The organism is Spirillospora sp. NPDC127506 (assembly GCF_040302145.1).
In the GTDB taxonomy this organism is placed as follows: domain Bacteria; phylum Actinomycetota; class Actinomycetes; order Streptosporangiales; family Streptosporangiaceae; genus Spirillospora.
The window spans coordinates 207,206-226,283 of the sequence record NZ_JBEORG010000001.1; the positions used below are offsets into that span (position 1 = coordinate 207,206).

Sequence of the window (19,078 nt, forward strand, 5' to 3'; positions counted from 1 at the left end):
CTACGGGTCGCTGTTGCTGGTTGGGCTGGGTATAAGCGTTGGTACTTTCATTCATGATTCCAAACCTGAGAAGGAATCTTTGAGGGCCGCGATCACATCAGGATCTTCTCTATAGCCTGTTGAGGGTGGCCATATATCGCCGAACTGATCGTCGGCCCAACGCGGAACAAGATGGAAATGAATGTGGAAGACAGTCTGTGAAGCAGCCTGTCCACTGGAATTGATAAAGTTCAGTCCCTCGGGGTGAAGAGTGTCCTTCAGTATGTGACTTGCCTGCAACGCTGCAGCCATGATGTGGGTGGCTAGTTCTGGAGACAAGGACCAAATATCTCTAACATGCTCCTTGGGGACAATGAGAATGTGTCCCCGAGTTGCTGGAGATAGTGGAGAAAAGACGATCACCTCGCGGGTTCTGCCGACTATGTCAGCTCGCTCAACTCCCGCGATGATTTTGCAAAATGCGCAAGACTGCATTGTGGATGTTCTCCTACTCGGTTCCGAGTTCGGCTACCCCGATGGGTTGCCAATCCCAATCACGCTCCGGTCCCCATTGGGTTACTAGTGTTAGGGTCTTGATGGTTATCTCACAGCTTGAAGTAGTAGTCCCTAGGGTATCGATTAGCGGCTTTGCTGGCTGCTTGGCTGTGCTGTAGCAGAGAGTCATGTGTGGAATCCAGGAACCGGAGCCACTCGTTGTGACGCCGTCCCGACCGATGACCGCTTGGGTAGCAGTTCTTGCAGCGTGGAGTATCGGAGCTAGGCTCTCGCTCGCCTCTACTCCAAGCATGATGGCTTCTGGGTGATAGAGCACGTGCCCCAACGAGACCTTGATGGGCGACACCTTCGCAAGTGACTGTGAGGCGATTCCTAGCATTCTCTGCATCTGGGCCGACGTGATCTCGTTGGCGCTTCCAGCAACGAGGGTTGTCATATGAAGACGATCCAAGGGCGTCATATGAAGCCCAGAGAATTGCGCTAGTTGCTTCTGGATGTGCTCGGCCAGTGAGCGAACTTCCGGATAGCCGCCCATCAGGATATGCCAGTAGACAGTTCCGTTACCTGGCGGTGTGTCGGCCCGTTTTTGCCACCGGTCTCGCATCTGCGTGGGTAGTGGGCTCACTGTGCCTCCGAGTCTTCATCGCCCTTGAGGGCGTTCGAGTTGAACGCTTGGATATCTTCGCGCAGTTGGGCTGCAGCGGGACTACCTTGGAAGCGTTGATGTCCTAGCCGACGGTAGAGCTTTTCTAGGTAGCGGGTCACGGTTGACATGCGGAACTGCGGGTCAAGGTCGAGCATTGGCGTAACCTCGCCGATCGCTGCCTCAAGTGATCCGTTCATGGTAACTATTCAGGTCGTGGTGTAACCGGTCGGCATCCAGGGGTTGCCGAGCAGGGCGTTGCGGAGTGCGTCGGCGGCGCGTAGGCCGTTCTTGCGGATGGTGGAGATGTAGCCGCGGATGGCCAGGAACGTCTGGGCGCCGGGCAGGGTACGGAACCCGCCGGATACCTTGGTCTTGACCTTGATCATGCGGATGGCCTGCTCGGCGGTGTTGTTACTGAAGGCCACGGCGAAGTCGGTGGTGAAGTGCAGGAACTCGGTGCGGCGGTCGCGTAGCCGCAGTGCCAGGTTGCGGGCGGGAGCCTGTTTCCCGGGCCGGGGCGGATGGACCGCCAGCGCCCGTTCGAGCGTGTGATCCCAGCGTGTTCGCAGGTCTTCGGCTTTGAAGTCGGGGAGCCGGTGGTGTCCGTCGCGGCGGTAGGCGGCGACCCAGCGGTGCGCGTCGCCGAGCAGGTCGATCATCTGCTGGGCCCAGCCGTCGTCGCGGGCGGCGGCGTCGAACTCGCCGATCCCGGCCAGTTCCCGGACCGCGTGGGCGTTGCACAGGGCGTGCGTGCAGGTGGTGAAGGTGTCGTATCCCTTGTAGGCGTCGTGCACGGCGACCCCGGTGAAGCGGGGCAGGATCCCGAACGCTTTGATCGCCTCGGTGGCACGGCCGTGGGCGTCGATGTGGAAGGCCGTCAGCGTGGCGGTGGCGGCGGTGTGCATCCAGTGGTTGCGGCCGGCCACGCGGGTCACGCTCTCGTCGAAGTGCGCCACGCCCGCCTGGGCGATCGCGTCCTTGATGGCCTGGTTCGCCGCGGCGACGGCCAGCTCGGCCCGCTTGCACGCGTCGGTGACCCACCCGGTGGAGACCTCGATCCCGCAGGTGTCGGCCAGCACCTCGACGATCCGGCCGACCGGGATGTGGTGCTGCGCCGACAGGTAGGCCGCCAGCGCGGTGACGTTCGGGCCGTACACCGCCGGGGCCGTCGCCTCCACCGGGGCGTCCGCACGCGACACCCGCCCGCACCGGCACGACAGCGCATACAGTTCGTGCTCGGTCACCTGGACCGTCATCTCCGGCACGTCGAACACCTGCCGCCGGACCGGTTCACCAGCCCGGGCCGACCGGCGCAGCCTGCGCGAACACCCGGCACATGCCTTCGGGAAGTGCTTCACCCGCCGGTCCGGCCGCTCCACCCGCGACAACGCGGCACCCGGCGCGCCCGGCTGCTTGCCCGCACGCCGCCCGCTCTTGCCGCGCATCGACCGCGGCGGCGGCTTGGCCAGCCCGTCCGAGGACGGCGGCTTGGAGGAGTTCGAGGAGTTCTTGCCCACCCGGGCCTCAAGCTCGGCCACCCGCGCCCCAAGCTCCTCGATCAACTGGGCCTGGACGGTGACCAGCGCAAGCAGCTCCTCGCGCGACATCTCCTCCAGCCCAGCCACACCAAGATCATCCCATGACAGCGATCACGCTCGGGCCGAATCAGACCAGCAGACCTGAATAGTCACGCCTGGACGGCCAGGAGGACGCCATCAATAGGCGTATTGAACGGATGCTCTCCGACGACTGACCGGCTCGTGGGAACCACCCGGCCTGTGTACCTGCAGGCCGGGTGCTACCGTCCTCAAACATCGTGCCCGATCAAGCTTGCAAGCTCATGCCCGTAACAGATTGCTGGTCATTCGGACATCTAGGGCATGTGGGGCGTATCCTCTGGGGCTGTGGCGTTGACAGAGATAACACGTGAGGCTGTACTCAAGGCGGTCGATGAGTACCGGAACCTGGGGCGCCAGGAGTTTCTGAGCAGGTACGGCTTTGGTGAGGCCCGCTCCTACCTTCTGGTTTGGGAAGACGGATTCTATGACTCCAAAGCCATCGCAGGAGTGGCGCACAAGTTTAGCCATGGGGCAGCTCTTGGAGCGGGAGATTTCTCGGGTGGAGAGCGCCACGCGGTACAGGTCCTGCAACGTCTAGGCTTTGAGGTGAGAAGCTCACGGAATCCTCCGTGGGCATGGGACGAACTTGTACTTGCGTGCGACCTGGTCGCAGACAACGGCTGGAAGGACCTGTATCCGCCGGATCCCCGCGTTATGGAACTGTCGGACCTTCTGCAGCGCTTGCCCATCCATCCGATGGCCGAACGTGGCGCTAAGTTTCGTAATCCGAACGGAGTTGGACGAAAAACGGCCGACATTGCTACTCGGCATCCGGACTACACGGGTAAGCCGACAAACGGTGGCGCGCTTGACCGTGAAGTATTGCATGCATTTCTCGAAGATCCTGAGCGCATGAAAGCCACTGCCGAACTTATACGCGCAGGGGTTGCCTCTGGTGTCCTTCTAGATCTTCCGCCGGTCGAGGACTCACGCGGTGACGAAGGGGGCAGCGTGCTGGAGGGCCGCTTGCTTCTGCGTCGGCACCTTGTGCGTGAGCGTGATCCTAAGCTGCGCGCAAGGAAGATCGATCAAGCTCGCAAGTTGAGGGACGGACTCGCCTGCGAGGTTTGTGGATTCAGCTTTGAGCGCACCTATGGCTCGCGTGGCGCTGACTACATCGAATGCCATCATGTTGTTCCGCTTCACGTCTCTGGTGAGACGAAAACGCGCCTGCAGGACTTGGCTCTACTATGCGCCAACTGCCATCGGATGATCCATCGAGCATCCCCGTGGCCGACGCCGGAGCAGTTGCGCGCTCTTGTGGCGGAGCATCGGGACGGCATCCGCGCTGGCGAGTCCTGAGCGGCAACGAGAGGGTCTCTCGTAGGTCTCTCGTGGGTGGTGCTAGACAGTGAGAACGGGCGGGACTCAGTTGGACTGAGGTCCCGCCCGATCTTGTGGCGTCTGTGCTGGTCAGCGGCTTGATTCCGCTGGTCCGGTGGAGGCGCCCCCTGCAGGATTCGAACCTGCGCACACGGCTCCGGAGGCCGTTGCTCTATCCCCTGAGCTAAGGGGGCCCTGCGCCCTCTGGTGGCGCGGTAGAAGGTTACCAGGGTTGACGGGGTGACGCGCACCTGGGATTTCGCCGTGCGTCCGGGGGTGGGAGTGGGCTAACTTCGAGCCGTGACCGAGCCACTGGGACGCGTGCTGGTCGTCGATGATGACGAGGTGATCCGCCAGCTCATCGCCGTGAACCTGCAACTGGAGGGGTTCGAGGTGGAGACCGCGGTGGACGGTCAGGACTGCCTGGAGAGGGTCGGCGAGGTCCGGCCGGACGTGATCACGCTGGACGTGATGATGCCCAGGCTGGACGGGTGGGTCACCGCGGTGAAGCTCCGGGAGGACCCCGGCACCGCGCACATCAGGGTCGTGATGATCACGGCCAGGGCGCAGGAGCACGATGTGCGGCGGGGGCACGAGATCGGTGTGGACGCGTACGTGACCAAGCCGTTCGACCCGAACCAGCTGATCCAGACGGTGCGGAAACTCGCTGCCGTGTCCAAATAGTGGTCGGATAGTCTCACCAGGGTGACTCCAGCCGGTGTGAGCGATGCCCTCGTGGGCGCGGTGCGGGACGCCGTGGCCGAGGGGGAGATCGACGTCCCGGTGCCGGAAAGCGTCGTGATCTTCGGGCGGGGGCGCGGGGTCTTCGAGAGTCCGGTGGCCCTGAGGCTCGGGGTCGATCCCGAGGTGATCGCGCGGCGGGTCGGGGGGGTCGTCTCCGGGCCCGGTTTCGTGCGGGTCGTGATCGGGGTCCAGGAGCTGGTCGAGGGGATTCTGCGCGATCCCCGGTACGGGGTGGCCCGGGTGCCGTCCATGACGTGGGACGAGTGGCCTCGGACGTTCGAGAACCCCGGGTTCGCGGTGCGTTACGCCTATGCGCGGGCCTGCTGGGCGGGGCGGTGGGCGCGCGGGGACGGGCGTCTCCAGGCGGGCGATCTCGAGGCTGAGCTCGTGTGGGCGATGGGGGACGTGCCGGGGCGCGCGAAACAGGCGGAGCGGGAACGGGATGCCAGGCCGCTGATGTTGTGTTTGGAGAGAGTGGCCTGGGCGTACCACGACGTGCACGAGACGTGCCCCGCGGTCCCGAAGGGCGACGAGGAGCCCGTTCCGGGACGGGTGGACCTGGCGCGGGCGGTGAAGGTCGTCCTCGGCAACGGGCTGAACATGATCGGTGAAATCCCTAGAGAGCGAATATGAGTCGAGTACACCCTGCTGGGCCGCGGCACGCCGACGTCCTTCCCGAGGACCATCCCGTCGGGCCGGCGGAGGACCTCAATGCCCTGGAGCCCGCCGTGTGGCCGCGCAGCGCCCGGCGGGAGGACGGTGTCCTGACCGTCGGCGGCGTCGACGTCAGGGACCTCGCCAAGGAGTACGGGACGCCCCTGTACGTCTATGACGAGGAGGACGTCCGGAGCCGGGCGAGGGAGTACGTGACGGCGTTCCACGACGGGGACGTCCACTACGCGGGCAAGGCCTTTCTATGTACTGCCGTCGCCAGGTGGCTCAACGAAGAGGGCCTCGGGCTGGACGTGTGCAGCGGGGGTGAGCTCGCCGTGGCGTTGGCGGCGGGCTTCCCTACGGAGCGCATCACGCTGCATGGGAGCAACAAGGCGTCCTGGGAGATCGAGAAGGCCCTTGAGGTCGGGGTCGGACGGATCGTGCTCGATTCGTTCGAGGAGATCGCCCGGGTGGCCTACATCGCCCAGGAGAAGGGTGTCCGGCCCAAGGTGATGGTGCGCGTCACCACGGGCGTCGAGGCGCACACCCATGAGTTCATCGCGACCGCCCATGACGACCAGAAGTTCGGGTTCTCGCGCAACTCCGGGGCCGCCTTGGAGGCGGTGCGGAGGGTCCTGGAGCTCAAGCAGCTCGAACTGGTCGGGCTGCACAGCCACATCGGGTCGCAGATCTTCGACGTGGACGGGTTCGAGGTCGCCGCGCACCGGCTCGCGGAGCTGCTGGTGGCGATCCGGGACGAGCACGGCATCGAGCTCCCGGAGCTCGACCTGGGCGGCGGCTACGGGATCGCGTACGTGCCGGGGGAGGAGCCGCACGACCCCAAGGCGATCGCGGACGGGCTCAGGGACATCGTGGCCCGCGAGTGCAGGGCGTACGACCTGGCCATGCCGCGGCTGACCGTGGAGCCGGGGCGGGCGATCATCGGCCCGGGCGGCGTCACGCTGTACGAGGTCGGGACGGTCAAGGACGTCGAGGGCCTGCGCACCTACGTCTCCGTGGACGGCGGCATGAGCGACAACCTGCGCACCGCGCTGTACGGCGCCGAGTACACCGGCGTGCTCGCGAGCAGGTCGTCCGACGCATCGCCCATGCTCAGTAGGCTTGTCGGCAAGCACTGCGAAAGCGGCGACATTGTGGTGCGGGACCTGTGGTTCCCCGAAGATCTTGCGGCGGGGGACCTGGTGGCGGTGGCGGCGACCGGTGCGTACTGTCGGTCGATGGCCAGCAATTACAACTACGTCCCGAAGCCCGCCGTGGTGGCGGTGAGGGACGGCAGGTCGCGCGTGATCGTCCGCCGGGAGGACGCGGCCGACCTGCTGCGGCTCGATGCGGAGGTCGAAGCGTGAAACCCGGACTGCGCGTGGCGCTGCTCGGTTGCGGCGTGGTCGGCACGGAGGTCGTCCGGCTGCTGAACGAGCAGGCCGACGACCTGGCCGCGCGCGTCGGGGCGCCGCTGGAACTGGCCGGGATCGCCGTCCGCAGGCCGGACCGGGTGCGCGAGGGCGTGCCCGGGGAACTGCTGACGACGGACGTGCAGGGCCTGGTCACCAGGGACGACGTCGACATCGTCATCGAGGTCATCGGCGGCATCGAGCCGGCCCGGACGCTGATGCTGGAGGCGATGAAGTCCGGCAAGTCGGTGATCACGGCGAACAAGGCGCTGCTCGCCGAGGACGGCGCGACGCTGTTCGCGGCGGCCCGCGAGTACGGCGCCGACCTCTACTACGAGGCGTCCGTCGCGGGCGCGATCCCGCTGCTGCGGCCGCTCAGGGATTCGCTGGTCGGCGACCACGTGCACCGGGTGCTCGGCATCGTGAACGGCACCACGAACTACATCCTCGACAAGATGGACGCGCACGGCGCGGGCTTCAACGACGCGCTGGAGGAGGCGCAGGCGCTCGGCTACGCGGAGGCCGACCCGACGGCGGACGTGGAGGGCTTCGACGCGGCGGCCAAGGCGGCGATCCTGGCGCAGCTCGCCTTCCACACGCCGGTCACGGCGGCGGACGTCCATCGCGAGGGCATCACCGAGGTCAGCGCCGCGGACGTCGCCGGCGCCCAGGGGATGGACTGCGTCGTCAAGCTGCTGGCGATCTGCGAGCGCATCCCCTCGGAGGACGGGCGGAACGGCCGCGGCGTGTCCGTCCGCGTGTATCCGGCGATGATCCCGAGGTCGCATCCGCTGGCGAGCGTCCGCGAGGCGTACAACGCGGTCTTCGTCGAGGCGGAGTCCGCGGGCTCGCTCATGTTCTACGGCGCCGGGGCGGGGGGCGCCCCCACGGCGTCCGCCATCCTGGGCGACCTGGTCGCGGTCGCGCGGAACGTGGCCGGCGGCACCCCGGGTCCCGTCGAGGTCACGTACGCGAAACTCCCCGTCCTGCCGATGGGGGAGACCGTCACGCGCTACTACATCCAGGTGGACGTGACCGACCAGGCCGGCGTCCTCGCCACGGTCGCCGAGGAGTTCGCCAGGCACGGGGTGTCGATACAGGCCGTCCGGCAGGTCGGGCTGGGCGAGGAGGCGCAGCTCGTCGTCGTGACGCACCGGGCGCCGGACGCCGCGCTCACCGCGACGGTGGAGGGCCTGCGCGGGCTGGAGATCGTGCGGGCGGTGACGAGCGTGATGCGCGTCGAGGGCGACGAGTAGGCCCCGCCCGCGCATCGAGACGGCGGGGCCCGTCCCGGTAGACTCCGGGCAACATCCCAGGTCATTCCAGGAGACCGACGTGAATCCGAACGCCCGCGCGTGGCGCGGCCTCATCGAGGAGTACCGCGACCGGCTTCCGGTGACGGACAGGACACCGGTCGTCACCCTGCTGGAGGGCCGCACCCCGCTGGTGCCCGCCCACCGCCTGTCCCAGCTGACCGGCTGCGACGTGCACCTCAAGGTCGAGGGGGCCAACCCGACCGGCTCGTTCAAGGACCGCGGCATGACGGTGGCGATCAGCAAGGCCGCCGAGGACGGGGCGAAGGCGGTGATCTGCGCGTCCACCGGCAACACCTCGGCGTCCGCCGCCGCCTACGCGGTGCGGGCCGGGATGACCTGCGCGGTCCTCGTCCCCAACGGCAAGATCGCGATGGGCAAGCTGGCGCAGGCGCTGGTGCACGGCGCGCGGCTGCTGCAGGTGGACGGCAACTTCGACGACTGCCTGGAACTGGCCCGGAAACTGTCGGTCGACTACCCGGTCGCGCTGGTCAACTCGGTCAACAAGTACCGGCTGCAGGGGCAGAAGACGGCGGCGTTCGAGATCGTGGACGCGCTCGGCGACGCGCCCGACGTCCACTGCCTGCCCGTCGGGAACGCCGGGAACATCTCCGCGTACTGGATGGGGTACAAGGAGTACGCCGCCGACAAGGAGGCGTCGAAGACCCCGCGAATGCTGGGCTTCCAGGCCAGCGGCGCGGCGCCGTTCGTGAAGGGCGAGCCCGTGCTGAAGCCGCAGACGATCGCGACCGCGATCCGGATCGGCAACCCCGCCTCCTGGGACCTGGCCGCCGCGGCGCGGGACGAGTCCGGCGGCGCGATCGACTCCGTCACCGACCGGCAGATCCTCGCCGCCTACCGCCTCCTCGCGCGGGAGGAGGGCGTGTTCGTCGAGCCCGCCTCCGCGGCGAGCGTCGCCGGGCTGCTGCAGGCGAGCGAGCAGGGCGCCGTCCAACCGGGCTCGAAGGTCGTGTGCACGGTCACCGGCAACGGCCTGAAAGACCCGGACTGGGCCATCTCCGGCGCCCCCGCGCCCACCACCATCAAGGTGGACGCGCACGCCGCCGCCTCCGAACTCGGCCTCGCGTGAGCGTGGGCTGGACCGAAGGCCCGGTGCTGGTGCGGACCCCCGCCACGAGCGCCAACCTGGGCCCTGGCTTCGACTCGCTCGGCCTCGCGCTGGCCCTCCACGACGACGTCGAAGTCGAGGTGACCGGCGGCGGGGTGTCCATCGAGGTGGACGGCGAGGGCGCCGAGGTCGCCGAGCGGGGGGAGCGCCACCTGATCGTGAAGGTGCTCCGCCGCACCTTCGGCGTCCTCGATGACCTGGCCGGATCCGGCCCCGCCCGGCCGCCCGGCATCCGGCTGCGCTGCCGCAACCGGATCCCGCACAGCCGCGGCCTCGGCTCGTCGTCCGCCGCGATCGTCGCCGCGATCGTCGCGGCCCGCGCGCTGCACCCCGCCGGGAAGCTGCTGGACGACGACGCCGCGCTGCGCCTCGCCACCGAGATCGAGGGCCATCCCGACAACGTCGCGCCGTGCCTCGCGGGCGGCCTGACCGTCGCCTGGACGGGGCCGGGCGGCCCCCGCCTCGTCCGGCTGGAGTCGCGGGTCGCGCAGGTCACCGCGGTCGTCCCGGAGCACCGGCTGGCGACCGAGCGGGCCCGCGGCCTGCTGCCCGCGACCGTCCCGCACGCGGACGCCGCGGCCAACGCCGGGCGCGCCGCGCTGCTCATCGCGGCGCTCACCGCCGGGCTGCCCGCGGACGTGCTGCTGGACGCGACGGAGGACCGGCTCCACCAGGACTACCGGGCGCCCGCCATGCCCGAGTCCGCCGCGCTCGTCAAGGCGCTGCGCGACGTCGGCGTGCCGGCGGTGATTTCCGGGGCGGGCCCGACTGTCCTGGCCTTCACAAACGCATCACGAGTTGATTCAGTGGTCCCCGAAGTGGGTAAAGGGTGGCACATACACCCGTTGGACGTCGCGACCCGCGGCGCACGCGTCATGACCGGAGAACCCGAGGTCCGGGCTTGATCGCGGCACCGTGGGCGGGGTCGCCGCGGCGCTCCGGCCGGCCCCGGCCGCGGCCGGATCCCGCTAGGTAAAATGCGAAGACATCGACCTCTGGGGAATAGCAGTGTGCCCTGGTGATGTTAGGCTGAATGCCGCACCAGATGCCCCGTTCGGGGCAGCGTGCTCGTCAGCCGCGCGTCGCCTGTTCGGCCCTCCGGTCGTGTCGGTCCCGCGTACTAGGCTCCCCGACACCGTGACATCCCGTTGTCAGGCATACCAGCGAAACAACTTCGGACGAAGCGGTACCGGGGATACGCACGAGCGGAACGTCCCGTCCACCATCTGGCTGTGCCCAGAACACGCAGATCCCGGTTCCATCGTGATCAGCGGAGCCCGTCCCGGCGCCCCCGCCGGGCCGCACCACCGGGTCGACTGGCCGAACGCCGGCCAACGCCCGCTCCCTGGGAAGGACCCTTAGTGAGCGAATCCAGCGAACTCCTTACGGACGCACCCAGCACGGAGCCCGCCGACGCCGCCCAGGCCGGCGCGGAGCCCGCCACCCCCCGGCGCCGCCGGTCGGGCACCGGCCTCTCGGCCATGGTGCTGCCCGAGCTCAAGGCGCTCGCGTCCAGCCTCGGCATCACCGGCGTGACCGGGATGCGCAAGAGCCAGCTCATCGCCGCCATCCAGGAGAAGCAGGGCGGCGGCCAGGAGCAGGGCTCGGCGGGGGGCGAGCAGGGAGCCGCTGCTCCGGCGAAGACCGAGCGCCCCCGGCGCACCCGCACCGCGGCCGCCAAGCGCGAGGTCTCCGACGACCAGGTCACCATCGCCGAAGCCGCCGAGCAGGCCGGCGGGCAGGCCGACAGGGCCGCCGAGAAGCAGGCCGGCGGCGGCGCCGAGAAGAACGGCGCCGAGAAGAACGGCGCCGAGAAGGCGGAGAAGGCCGACAGGCAGGACAAGGCCGAGCGGGCGGACCGGCAGGGCGGCCGCCAGCGCGGCGACAGGCAGGACCGGGGGGCCGGCGAGGGACGCGGCGAGCGGCAGGGCCGTGAGCAGGGCCGTGAGCAGGGCCGCGACCAGAACGGCGAGGACGGCGAGTCCCAGGGCGGCGGCCGCGACGGCGGCCGCGAGCAGGGCCGCGAGGGCCGCGAGGGCGGCGGACGCCAGCGGCAGCGCGGCGGCCGGGAGCGCGGCGAGGGCCGCGACCGCAACGACCGCAACGACCAGGGCGGCGGCCGCCAGCGCGGCGGCCAGAACCAGGGCGGCGGCCAGCACGACGACGACGAGGGCGGCGGCCGGGGCCGCCGCGGGCGCCGGTTCCGCGAGCGCAACCGGGGCCGCGGCCGCGACCGCTACGAGGAGCCGGTGATCACCGAGGACGACGTCCTCATCCCGGTCGCGGGCATCCTCGACATCCTCGACAACTACGCCTTCGTCCGGACGACCGGCTACCTGCCCGGCCCGAACGACGTGTACGTATCGCTGGCGCAGGTCCGCAAGAACGGCCTCCGCAAGGGCGACGTCATCACCGGCGCGGTCCGGCAGGCGCGCGAGGGCGAGCGGCGCGAGAAGTTCAACGCGCTGGTCCGCCTCGACACCGTCAACGGGATGGAGCCGGAGCAGGCCAAGTCCCGCGTCGACTTCACCAAGCTGACCCCGCTGTACCCGCAGGAGCGGCTGCGGCTGGAGACCGACCCCGGCATCCTGACGACGCGGATCATCGACCTGGTGTCGCCGATCGGCAAGGGGCAGCGCGGCCTGATCGTGTCGCCGCCCAAGGCCGGCAAGACCATGGTGCTCCAGGCGATCGCCAACGCGATCACCAAGAACAACCCGGAGTGCCACCTGATGGTCGTCCTGGTGGACGAGCGTCCGGAAGAGGTCACCGACATGCAGCGGACGGTGAAGGGCGAGGTCATCCACTCGACCTTCGACCGCCCCGCCGAGGACCACACCACGGTCGCGGAGCTGGCGATCGAGCGCGCCAAGCGGCTCGTCGAGCTGGGCCACGACGTCGTCGTGCTGCTCGACTCGATCACCCGCCTGGGCCGGGCCTACAACCTGGCTGCTCCGGCGTCCGGCCGGATCCTGTCCGGCGGTGTCGACTCGACCGCGCTGTACCCGCCGAAGCGGTTCTTCGGCGCGGCGCGCAACATCGAGAACGGCGGCTCGCTGACGATCCTCGCCACCGCCCTGGTGGAGACCGGGTCCCGCATGGACGAGGTCATCTTCGAGGAGTTCAAGGGCACCGGCAACATGGAGCTGAAGCTCAACCGGTCGCTCGCGGACAAGCGGATCTTCCCCGCGGTGGACGTCGACCAGTCGTCCACCCGCAAGGAGGAGATCCTCATGGCTCCGGAGGAGCTGCGGGTCGTCTGGCAGCTGCGCCGGGTGCTGCACGCGCTCGACACGCAGCAGGCGCTGGAGCTGCTCATCGAGAAGATGAAGGAGACCAAGTCCAACGCCGAGTTCCTGCTCCAGGTGCAGAAGACCACGGTCTCCGACGACCGCTGACGCGCGCGGCTCGAAGTACGCGAACCGGCGCACCGTGTGCTGAGGCACGAGCGTGGACGCCCCCGTCCGGGTCACCCGGGCGGGGGCGTTGTCGTGTCCGCTGCCCCCCGGAGCCTCCGGGAGGACGACTTCGCGTGCCCGCTCGGCCGGAATCGCGGGCGAGGACGAAGCTCATGGTGGGGTTAGCCCCACTCCCCATTCGGCGGTCCGCGCCATGGTGCCCGGCCCTCCGGCTCGGCACGCTGGGACCGTAGGTTGGAATGGGCACGGAGGACGATGTGGGCGAGCTGACCAGAGAATCCGGCACGGGCGGCGGCGCCGTCGGGTGGGCCGCGGCGCGGTGGGCCGCGGCGACGCGCGGCGGCGGGGACGCGCCGTCGGTCCTGAACGGCTCCTGGGCGCCGCTCGAGATGGTGCGGTCGTCGGTGACCTGGCGTTCCGCGCTCTACCTGGCCGCCAGCATGGCGTTCGGGCTCGGCTGGTTCATCGTGCTCGCCGTCGGGCTGTCGCTGTCCGTCGCGCTGCTGATCATCTGGGTGGGGCTGCCGCTGCTGGCGCTGCTGATGATCGCGTGGCGGTTCGGGGCGATGCTGGAGCGGCTGCTCGTCCGGGCGGCGTTCGGCGTCGGCGTGCCGAACCCCTACCGGCCGCTGCCCGAGGGCGGCAACCCGCTGGCCAAGCTCAAGACCATGGCGGTGGACGCGGCCACCTGGAAGGACCTCGTCTACCTCATCGTCCTGTTCCCGGTGTCGGTGGCCGAGTTCGTCGTCTCGACGGCGGTGTGGGGGGCGACGGCCATGACGCTGTTCCTGCCCCTGATCGTCGCGGTGAACGGCGGCGCCGAGATCAACTTCGCGTTCGTGTCGTACTGGGCGGGCAACCCGCTGGAGGCCGTCCCGGTGATGGCCCTGGGCGCGGTGTTCCTCGCCGTCGCGATGTACACGACGCGGGCGATGGCGATCGGCCACGCCTTCCTCGCCGCGCTGCTGCTCGGGCCGAGCCCCGCGCAGGCCGAGAACGTGGAGCTGCGCAGGCGCACCGAGCACCTGCGCGCCAGCCGCGCCCGCGGGGTGGACGCCGCCGAGTTCGAGCGGCGCCGCATCGAGCGGGACCTGCACGACGGCGCGCAGCAGCGGCTGCTGGCCGTGGCGATGGACATCGGCCGCGCCCGCGCCAAGCTCGACGAGGACCCGGAGGGCGCGCGGGCGCTGATCGAGCAGGCCCACGCCGGCACCAAGGAGGCGATCTCCGAGCTGCGCGACCTGGCCCGCGGGATCTACCCGGCGATCCTCACCGACCGCGGCCTGGACCCGGCGCTGTCGGGCCTCGCCGCCCGCGCGCCCGTGCCCGTCGAGGTGACCGTCGACCTGCCGGAGCGGCCCCCGGCGGCGGTGGAGAGCATCGCCTACTTCATCGTCGCCGAGTCGCTGGCGAACGTCGCGAAGTACGCCCGCGCCACGCAGGTGTCGGTCCGGGTGGCGCGCGAGGACGGCTGGGTCGTCGTCGAGGTGATCGACAACGGGGTGGGCGGCGCCGTCGCCCGGACCGAGGGCGGCCTCGCCGGCCTCGCCGACCGGGCCGCGACGATCGACGGGATGCTGATCGTGGACAGCCCGCCCGGCGGCCCCACCATCATCCGCGCGGACCTGCCCTGCACCTGGTGACCGGCGCCGCCCCCGCCCGGCGCGACCGCGCGCCGCACGGCGGCGCGCGGCGCGGCGGCGCCCAACATAATGGGTGGATGCGGGTTGTGATCGCCGAGGACTCGGTGCTGCTGCGCGAAGGGCTCGTCCGGCTGCTCGCCGACGCCGGGATCGACACGGTCGCCACGGTCGGGGACGGGCCGGGCCTGCTCGGCACCGTCGAGGAGCACGCCCCCGACCTCGCCATCGTGGACGTCCGGATGCCGCCCTCGTTCACCGACGAGGGGCTGCGCGCGGCGCTCGCGGTGCGGGAGCGGCGGCCGGGCACGCCGATCCTCGTCCTGTCGCAGTACGTGGAGGAGCGGTACGCGACGGATCTGCTCGGCGGCGGCGCGGAGGGCGTCGGCTACCTGCTGAAGGAGCGGGTGTCGGACGTCGCCGAGTTCATCGACGCGGTCCGCCGCATCGCGGCCGGCGGGACGGTCATCGACCCGGAGGTGATCGGCCAGCTGCTCGGCCGGCGCCGCACCGGCGACCCGCTGGAGTCGCTGACGCCGCGCGAGCGCGAGGTGCTCGGGCTGATGGCGCAGGGGCGCTCCAACGGGGCTATCGCGGAGGACCTCGTGGTCACCGAGGGCGCCGTGGAGAAGCACATCTCCAACATCTTCATGAAGCTCGGCCTGCAGCCCGCGCAGGGCGGTCACCGCCGCGTGATGGCGGTGCTGGCGTACCTGGGGCGCACCGGCGGGTGACGTCCGGCGGCCGCCGTCCAAGATCGGGAATGACCGGTGACCTCGCCACGTTCAGGTATCTGGCACACTTGAGGTGCAACCGCTGCGGTACCGGTTCACGCTTCCCACATCTCCCATGGGCTTCACCGTGGGCGCGCGGAGGCGCCCGGCGACCGCCCTAGGCGAGGAGAACCGATGAAGCCCGACATCCACCCGAAGTACGTCGTCACGACCGTGACGTGTACGTGCGGCAACACCTTCGAGACCCGCAGCACCGCCGAGAACGGCGTGATCCACGCGGACGTCTGCTCGAACTGCCACCCGTTCTACACGGGCAAGCAGAAGATCCTCGACACCGGTGGCCGGGTGGCGCGCTTCGAGCAGCGCTTCGGCAAGAAGAAGGCCGGCAAGTAGGGCGAGCGCCGCACACATGCCAGGAACGGCCCGGGGACACTCGAGGTCCCCGGGCCTTTCGAAGTCGGCAACCGGGGACGGCCGCCGTCTCCGGGCCCGGACGGGTCAGGACACAGCGTGAATCTCGACGATCTGATCAGTGAGTACGCGAGCATCGAGGAACGGCTCGCCGACCCGTCCGTCCATGCCGACCAGGCGCTGGCGCGCAAGCTCGGCAAGCGCTACGCGGAGCTGCGGCCCATCGTCGAGACGCACCGGGAGCTGGCGTCCACCGAGGACGACCTGGCCGCCGCCCGGGAGCTGGCCGGCGAGGACGCGGCGTTCGCCGCCGAGGCCGACGACCTGGAGAAGCGCCGCGCGGAACTGGAGGAGCGGCTGCGCCGCCTGCTCGTCCCGCGCGACCCCAACGACTCCAAGGACGTCATCCTCCAGGTGAAGGCCGGGGAGGGCGGCGAGGAGTCCGCGCTGTTCGCGGGCGACCTGCTGCGCATGTACCTCCGGTACGCCGAGCGCGTCGGCTGGAAGACCGAGATCATCGACTCCCACCCGTCCGATCTCGGCGGCTACAAGGACGTCACGGTCGCGGTGAAGGCCAAGGGCGGCGCCGAAGAAGGCGTCTGGACGCGGCTGAAGTGGGAGGGCGGCGTGCACCGCGTGCAGCGGGTGCCCGCGACCGAGTCGCAGGGGCGCATCCACACCAGCGCGGTCGGCGTCCTCGTCACCCCCGAGGCCGAGGACGTCGACGTCCACATCGACCCCAACGACCTGCGCATCGACGTGTACCGCTCGTCCGGTCCGGGCGGGCAGAGCGTCAACACCACCGACTCCGCGGTCCGCATCACGCACCTGCCGACCGGTGTCGTCGTCTCGTGCCAGAACGAGAAGAGCCAGCTCCAGAACAAGGAGCAGGCGCTCCGCATCCTGCGGTCCCGGCTGCTGGCGATGGCGCAGGAGGAGGCCGACGCCGCCGCGGCCGCCGAGCGCAAGAGCCAAGTCCGCACGGTCGACCGCTCCGAGCGCGTCCGCACCTACAACTATCCGGAGAACCGGATCTCCGACCACCGGGTCGGCTACAAGGCCTACAACCTCGACCAGGTGCTGGACGGGGACCTCCACAACGTCACGCAGGCGCTCGTCGACGCGGACATGGAGCGGCGCCTGGCCGAAGCCCAGAAATCATGAGAAACCTGCTGCTCGACGAGATCGCCAGGGCCACCGCCCGCCTCGCCGACGCGGGCGCCGCCTCGCCGCGCGCCGACGCCGAGGAGCTGGCGGCGGCCGTGCACCAGGTGCGCCGCTCGGAGCTGCACTGCGTCCCCGACAGCGCGTTCGACGCCCGCTTCTGGGAGTACGTCGCCCGGCGCGAGGCGGGCGAGCCCCTGCAGCACATCACCGGACGCGCCTACTTCCGCTACCTCGAACTGAAGGTCGGGCCCGGCGTGTTCGTGCCGCGCCCCGAGACCGAGGTGATGGCCGGCTGGGCGCTGGAGACCCTCCGCGACATGGACGTCCGCGACCCGCTCGTCGTCGACCTCGGCACCGGCTCCGCCGCGATCGCCCTCTCGATCGCCCTGGAGGCCCCGCGCGCCCGCGTCCACGCCGTCGAGAAGGACCCGACGGCCTTCGTGCACGCGACCCGCAACGTCGAGGAGCTGGACGAGCGCGGCCGCGTCCGCCTCCACCTGGACGACTTCGCCACCGCCCTCCCCGAGCTGAACGGCACCGTCGACCTGGTCGTCAGCAACCCCCCGTACATCCCGATGAGCGAGTGGGAGCACGTCCCGCCGGACGTCCGCGACCACGACCCGGCCGACGCGCTGTGGGGCGGCGGCGAGGACGGCCTGGACGCGATCCGCGTCATCGAGCGCACCGCGCGCCGCCTGCTCCGCCCCGGCGGCTACGCGGCCGTCGAGCACAGCGACCTGCAGGGCAACGGCGTCTACTGGATCTTCGCCGAGGAGAACGGCTGGCGGGACGTGCGCAACCGCCGCGACCTCACCGACCGGGACCGCTTCGTGACGGCCCGGCTCGCCGCGGATTAGCCCCGCTATCCTGGTCGGTGCCGAGATCGATGAGCGCCGCGCAGATGGGAAGACGGGCGACCGTGAGCCGACGTTATGACTGCTCTGAACCGATGGAGCGCACTCGCGGGATCGCCGAGGCCGTGTCGGCCGTGCGGCGCGGCGAGCTGATCGTCCTGCCGACCGACACCGTGTACGGGGTGGGCGCGGACGCGTTCGTGGCGCCCGCCGTGGCGGCCCTGCTGGAGGCCAAGGGCCGCGGCCGGGAGATGCCCCCGCCGGTGCTCGTCGGGTCCGTGCGGGCCGCGACGGCCCTCGTGGAGGACCTCGGCACCTACGGGCAGGACCTCATCGACGAGTTCTGGCCGGGCGCGCTCACCCTCGTCTGCCGCGCCAACCCCAACCTCATCTGGGACCTCGGCGAGACCAAGGGCACCGTCGCGGTCCGCATGCCGATGCACGAGCTGGCGGTGGAGGTCCTCAAGGAGACCGGCCCGCTGGCGGTGAGCAGCGCGAACCTGAGCGGGCAGCCGCCGGCCCGCAGCGCCGAGGAGGCCGAGAAGATGCTCGGCGACTCGGTCTCGGTCTACCTGGACGGCGGCGTGTCGGGGCACGCCGACCCGTCCACGATCCTCGACCTCACCGGCCCCGTCCCGCGCGTCCTCCGCGAAGGGGCCATCCCGCTGGACAAGCTGCGGTCCGTGGTGGGCGTCCTGCTGACCGACGAGGACGAGCCCGCAGAACCCGCCTCTGCGCCCGCACCGTCCAAGCCCTCCCTTACCAAGGACGCGCCCGCGGAAGCGCAGGAAGAGCCTGCTGAGGCCCCCGCAGCCCCCGCTGAGCCCGCCGCCGACCTCCCCGAGCCCGCCGCCGAGTCGGCCGAGCCCGCCGAGCCCGCCGAGCCCGCCGCCGAGCCTGCCGAGCCGGCCGGGTCCGCCGCCAAGCCCGCCGCCAAGCCCTCTCGGCAGGAGAACGATCAGGCGAGCTGACCCGCGGGCGGGGCCGCGCCCGCCGCCGGACGGCGCAAAGGCCCCGCCGGGCCGGGCGGGGCCTGTGTCGACAGGCGTTACTCCGTGGCTCAGAAGAGCTTCTTGCCCTTGCCGTAGTAGTACTTGCCGGTCTTCTTGTTCCGGCCGCACTCCTGCACCCACAGGTGGCTGCTGTAGCTGGAGCTCACGCTGATCTTGACGGTCGCCTTGCCGTCGAAGTTGTACTTCGTGCCGCCCGAGGTCACGCCGATGATCTTGAAGCGCGACCAGTACTGCTTCTTGCCCTCGGTGAACAGGAACCGGACGCAGGCGGTCCAGCCGTTCTTCTTGGTGTCGCGGAGGTAGCCCTTCACGTAGGTCTTGCCACCGCTGCGGGTGTAGGTGCCCCACGCGTCGATGCCGCTGTAGGAGTTGTAGGGCTTCCAGCTCTTGGCGGCCGCGGCTTCGGCGGGGGCGCCCGCGACGGCCATGCCGGCCATCACGGTGCCGGCGGCCAGGGCTACTGCAGCGATTCGCCGCATAGGTCCCTCCAGGCTCGTGTGTTTCG

Annotated in this window: 18 protein-coding genes, 1 tRNA gene and 1 pseudogene; 14 read left to right on the forward strand and 6 right to left on the reverse strand. The window is 70.0% G+C overall.

Features of this window, described 5'->3' with window-relative positions:
• Positions 1-51 precede the first annotated feature (51 nt).
• The 4 genes and pseudogenes from ABTW95_RS00910 to tnpC all read right to left on the reverse strand — a co-directional run.
• Positions 52-486: pseudogene (locus tag ABTW95_RS00910) on the reverse strand (HIT family protein); the annotation flags it as partial.
• A gap of 1 nt (position 487) precedes the next feature.
• Positions 488-1,099, reverse strand: coding sequence for a 2'-5' RNA ligase family protein (locus ABTW95_RS00915; RefSeq protein WP_500223483.1), 612 nt, complete (start codon positions 1,097-1,099; stop codon positions 488-490).
• Between the two features lie 17 nt (positions 1,100-1,116).
• Positions 1,117-1,338, reverse strand: coding sequence for a hypothetical protein (locus ABTW95_RS00920; RefSeq protein WP_500223485.1), 222 nt, complete (start codon positions 1,336-1,338; stop codon positions 1,117-1,119).
• Between the two features lie 9 nt (positions 1,339-1,347).
• Positions 1,348-2,766 carry an IS66 family transposase gene (gene tnpC / locus ABTW95_RS00925; protein WP_500223487.1) on the reverse strand — a complete coding sequence of 473 codons (1,419 nt, stop codon included), beginning with the start codon at positions 2,764-2,766 and terminating at the stop codon, positions 1,348-1,350.
• 279 nt (positions 2,767-3,045) lie between these two features.
• On the opposite strand from tnpC, the gene ABTW95_RS00930 reads away from it, so the two are divergent.
• Positions 3,046-4,062, forward strand: a complete 1,017-nt coding sequence (locus ABTW95_RS00930; RefSeq protein ID WP_500223489.1) for an HNH endonuclease — start codon at positions 3,046-3,048, stop codon at positions 4,060-4,062.
• A gap of 143 nt (positions 4,063-4,205) precedes the next feature.
• On the opposite strand, the gene ABTW95_RS00935 is transcribed toward ABTW95_RS00930, so the two are convergent.
• Positions 4,206-4,277, reverse strand: a tRNA-Arg gene (locus tag ABTW95_RS00935).
• 127 nt (positions 4,278-4,404) lie between these two features.
• On the opposite strand from ABTW95_RS00935, the gene ABTW95_RS00940 reads away from it, so the two are divergent.
• The 13 genes from ABTW95_RS00940 (at position 4,405) to ABTW95_RS01000 (ending at position 18,531) form a co-directional block, all read left to right on the forward strand.
• Entirely contained in the window at positions 4,405-4,767 is a 363-nt protein-coding gene (locus tag ABTW95_RS00940; protein ID WP_396449358.1) for a response regulator transcription factor, read from the forward strand.
• Between the two features lie 36 nt (positions 4,768-4,803).
• Positions 4,804-5,460, forward strand: a complete 657-nt coding sequence (locus ABTW95_RS00945; RefSeq protein ID WP_500223491.1) for a DALR anticodon-binding domain-containing protein — start codon at positions 4,804-4,806, stop codon at positions 5,458-5,460.
• Positions 5,457-6,848 (forward strand): diaminopimelate decarboxylase, encoded by a 1,392-nt coding sequence (lysA, locus tag ABTW95_RS00950; protein WP_396449324.1) that lies wholly within the window; start codon positions 5,457-5,459, stop codon positions 6,846-6,848. Before ABTW95_RS00945 ends, lysA begins: the two co-directional genes overlap by 4 nt.
• Positions 6,845-8,149, forward strand: a complete 1,305-nt coding sequence (locus tag ABTW95_RS00955) for a homoserine dehydrogenase (protein ID WP_500223494.1) — start codon at positions 6,845-6,847, stop codon at positions 8,147-8,149. The genes lysA and ABTW95_RS00955 overlap by 4 nt, the downstream gene beginning before the upstream one ends.
• A 79-nt stretch (positions 8,150-8,228) precedes the next feature.
• The gene (thrC, locus tag ABTW95_RS00960) at positions 8,229-9,296 is read left to right on the forward strand and encodes a threonine synthase (protein ID WP_500223496.1); all 1,068 of its coding nucleotides are present in this window, start codon (positions 8,229-8,231) and stop codon (positions 9,294-9,296) included.
• A complete protein-coding gene (gene thrB / locus ABTW95_RS00965) occupies positions 9,293-10,240 on the forward strand; it encodes a homoserine kinase (protein ID WP_500223498.1) in 948 nt (315 codons plus the stop codon). The genes thrC and thrB overlap by 4 nt, the downstream gene beginning before the upstream one ends.
• Before the next feature lie 456 nt (positions 10,241-10,696).
• Positions 10,697-12,733 (forward strand): transcription termination factor Rho, encoded by a 2,037-nt coding sequence (gene rho / locus ABTW95_RS00970; protein ID WP_500223500.1) that lies wholly within the window; start codon positions 10,697-10,699, stop codon positions 12,731-12,733.
• A 260-nt stretch (positions 12,734-12,993) separates the two neighbouring features.
• Complete coding sequence (locus ABTW95_RS00975) at positions 12,994-14,397, forward strand: sensor histidine kinase (protein WP_500223502.1); 1,404 nt, start codon at positions 12,994-12,996, stop codon at positions 14,395-14,397.
• Positions 14,398-14,474: 77 nt separating this feature from the next.
• Positions 14,475-15,128: a response regulator transcription factor gene (locus ABTW95_RS00980; RefSeq protein WP_396449330.1), complete on the forward strand. Its 654-nt coding sequence runs from the start codon at positions 14,475-14,477 to the stop codon at positions 15,126-15,128.
• A gap of 174 nt (positions 15,129-15,302) precedes the next feature.
• Positions 15,303-15,521, forward strand: a complete 219-nt coding sequence (gene rpmE, locus ABTW95_RS00985; RefSeq protein ID WP_396449331.1) for a 50S ribosomal protein L31 — start codon at positions 15,303-15,305, stop codon at positions 15,519-15,521.
• 117 nt (positions 15,522-15,638) lie between these two features.
• Positions 15,639-16,703 (forward strand): peptide chain release factor 1, encoded by a 1,065-nt coding sequence (gene prfA / locus ABTW95_RS00990; protein ID WP_396449332.1) that lies wholly within the window; start codon positions 15,639-15,641, stop codon positions 16,701-16,703.
• Positions 16,700-17,563 carry a peptide chain release factor N(5)-glutamine methyltransferase gene (gene prmC, locus ABTW95_RS00995; protein WP_396449333.1) on the forward strand — a complete coding sequence of 288 codons (864 nt, stop codon included), beginning with the start codon at positions 16,700-16,702 and terminating at the stop codon, positions 17,561-17,563. The genes prfA and prmC overlap by 4 nt, the downstream gene beginning before the upstream one ends.
• Positions 17,564-17,655: 92 nt before the next feature.
• Positions 17,656-18,531, forward strand: a complete 876-nt coding sequence (locus ABTW95_RS01000; RefSeq protein ID WP_500223506.1) for an L-threonylcarbamoyladenylate synthase — start codon at positions 17,656-17,658, stop codon at positions 18,529-18,531.
• A gap of 89 nt (positions 18,532-18,620) precedes the next feature.
• Here ABTW95_RS01000 and ABTW95_RS01005 read toward each other — a convergent pair whose 3' ends face one another.
• Positions 18,621-19,052, reverse strand: a complete 432-nt coding sequence (locus ABTW95_RS01005; protein WP_396449335.1) for a hypothetical protein — start codon at positions 19,050-19,052, stop codon at positions 18,621-18,623.
• Positions 19,053-19,078 lie beyond the last annotated feature (26 nt).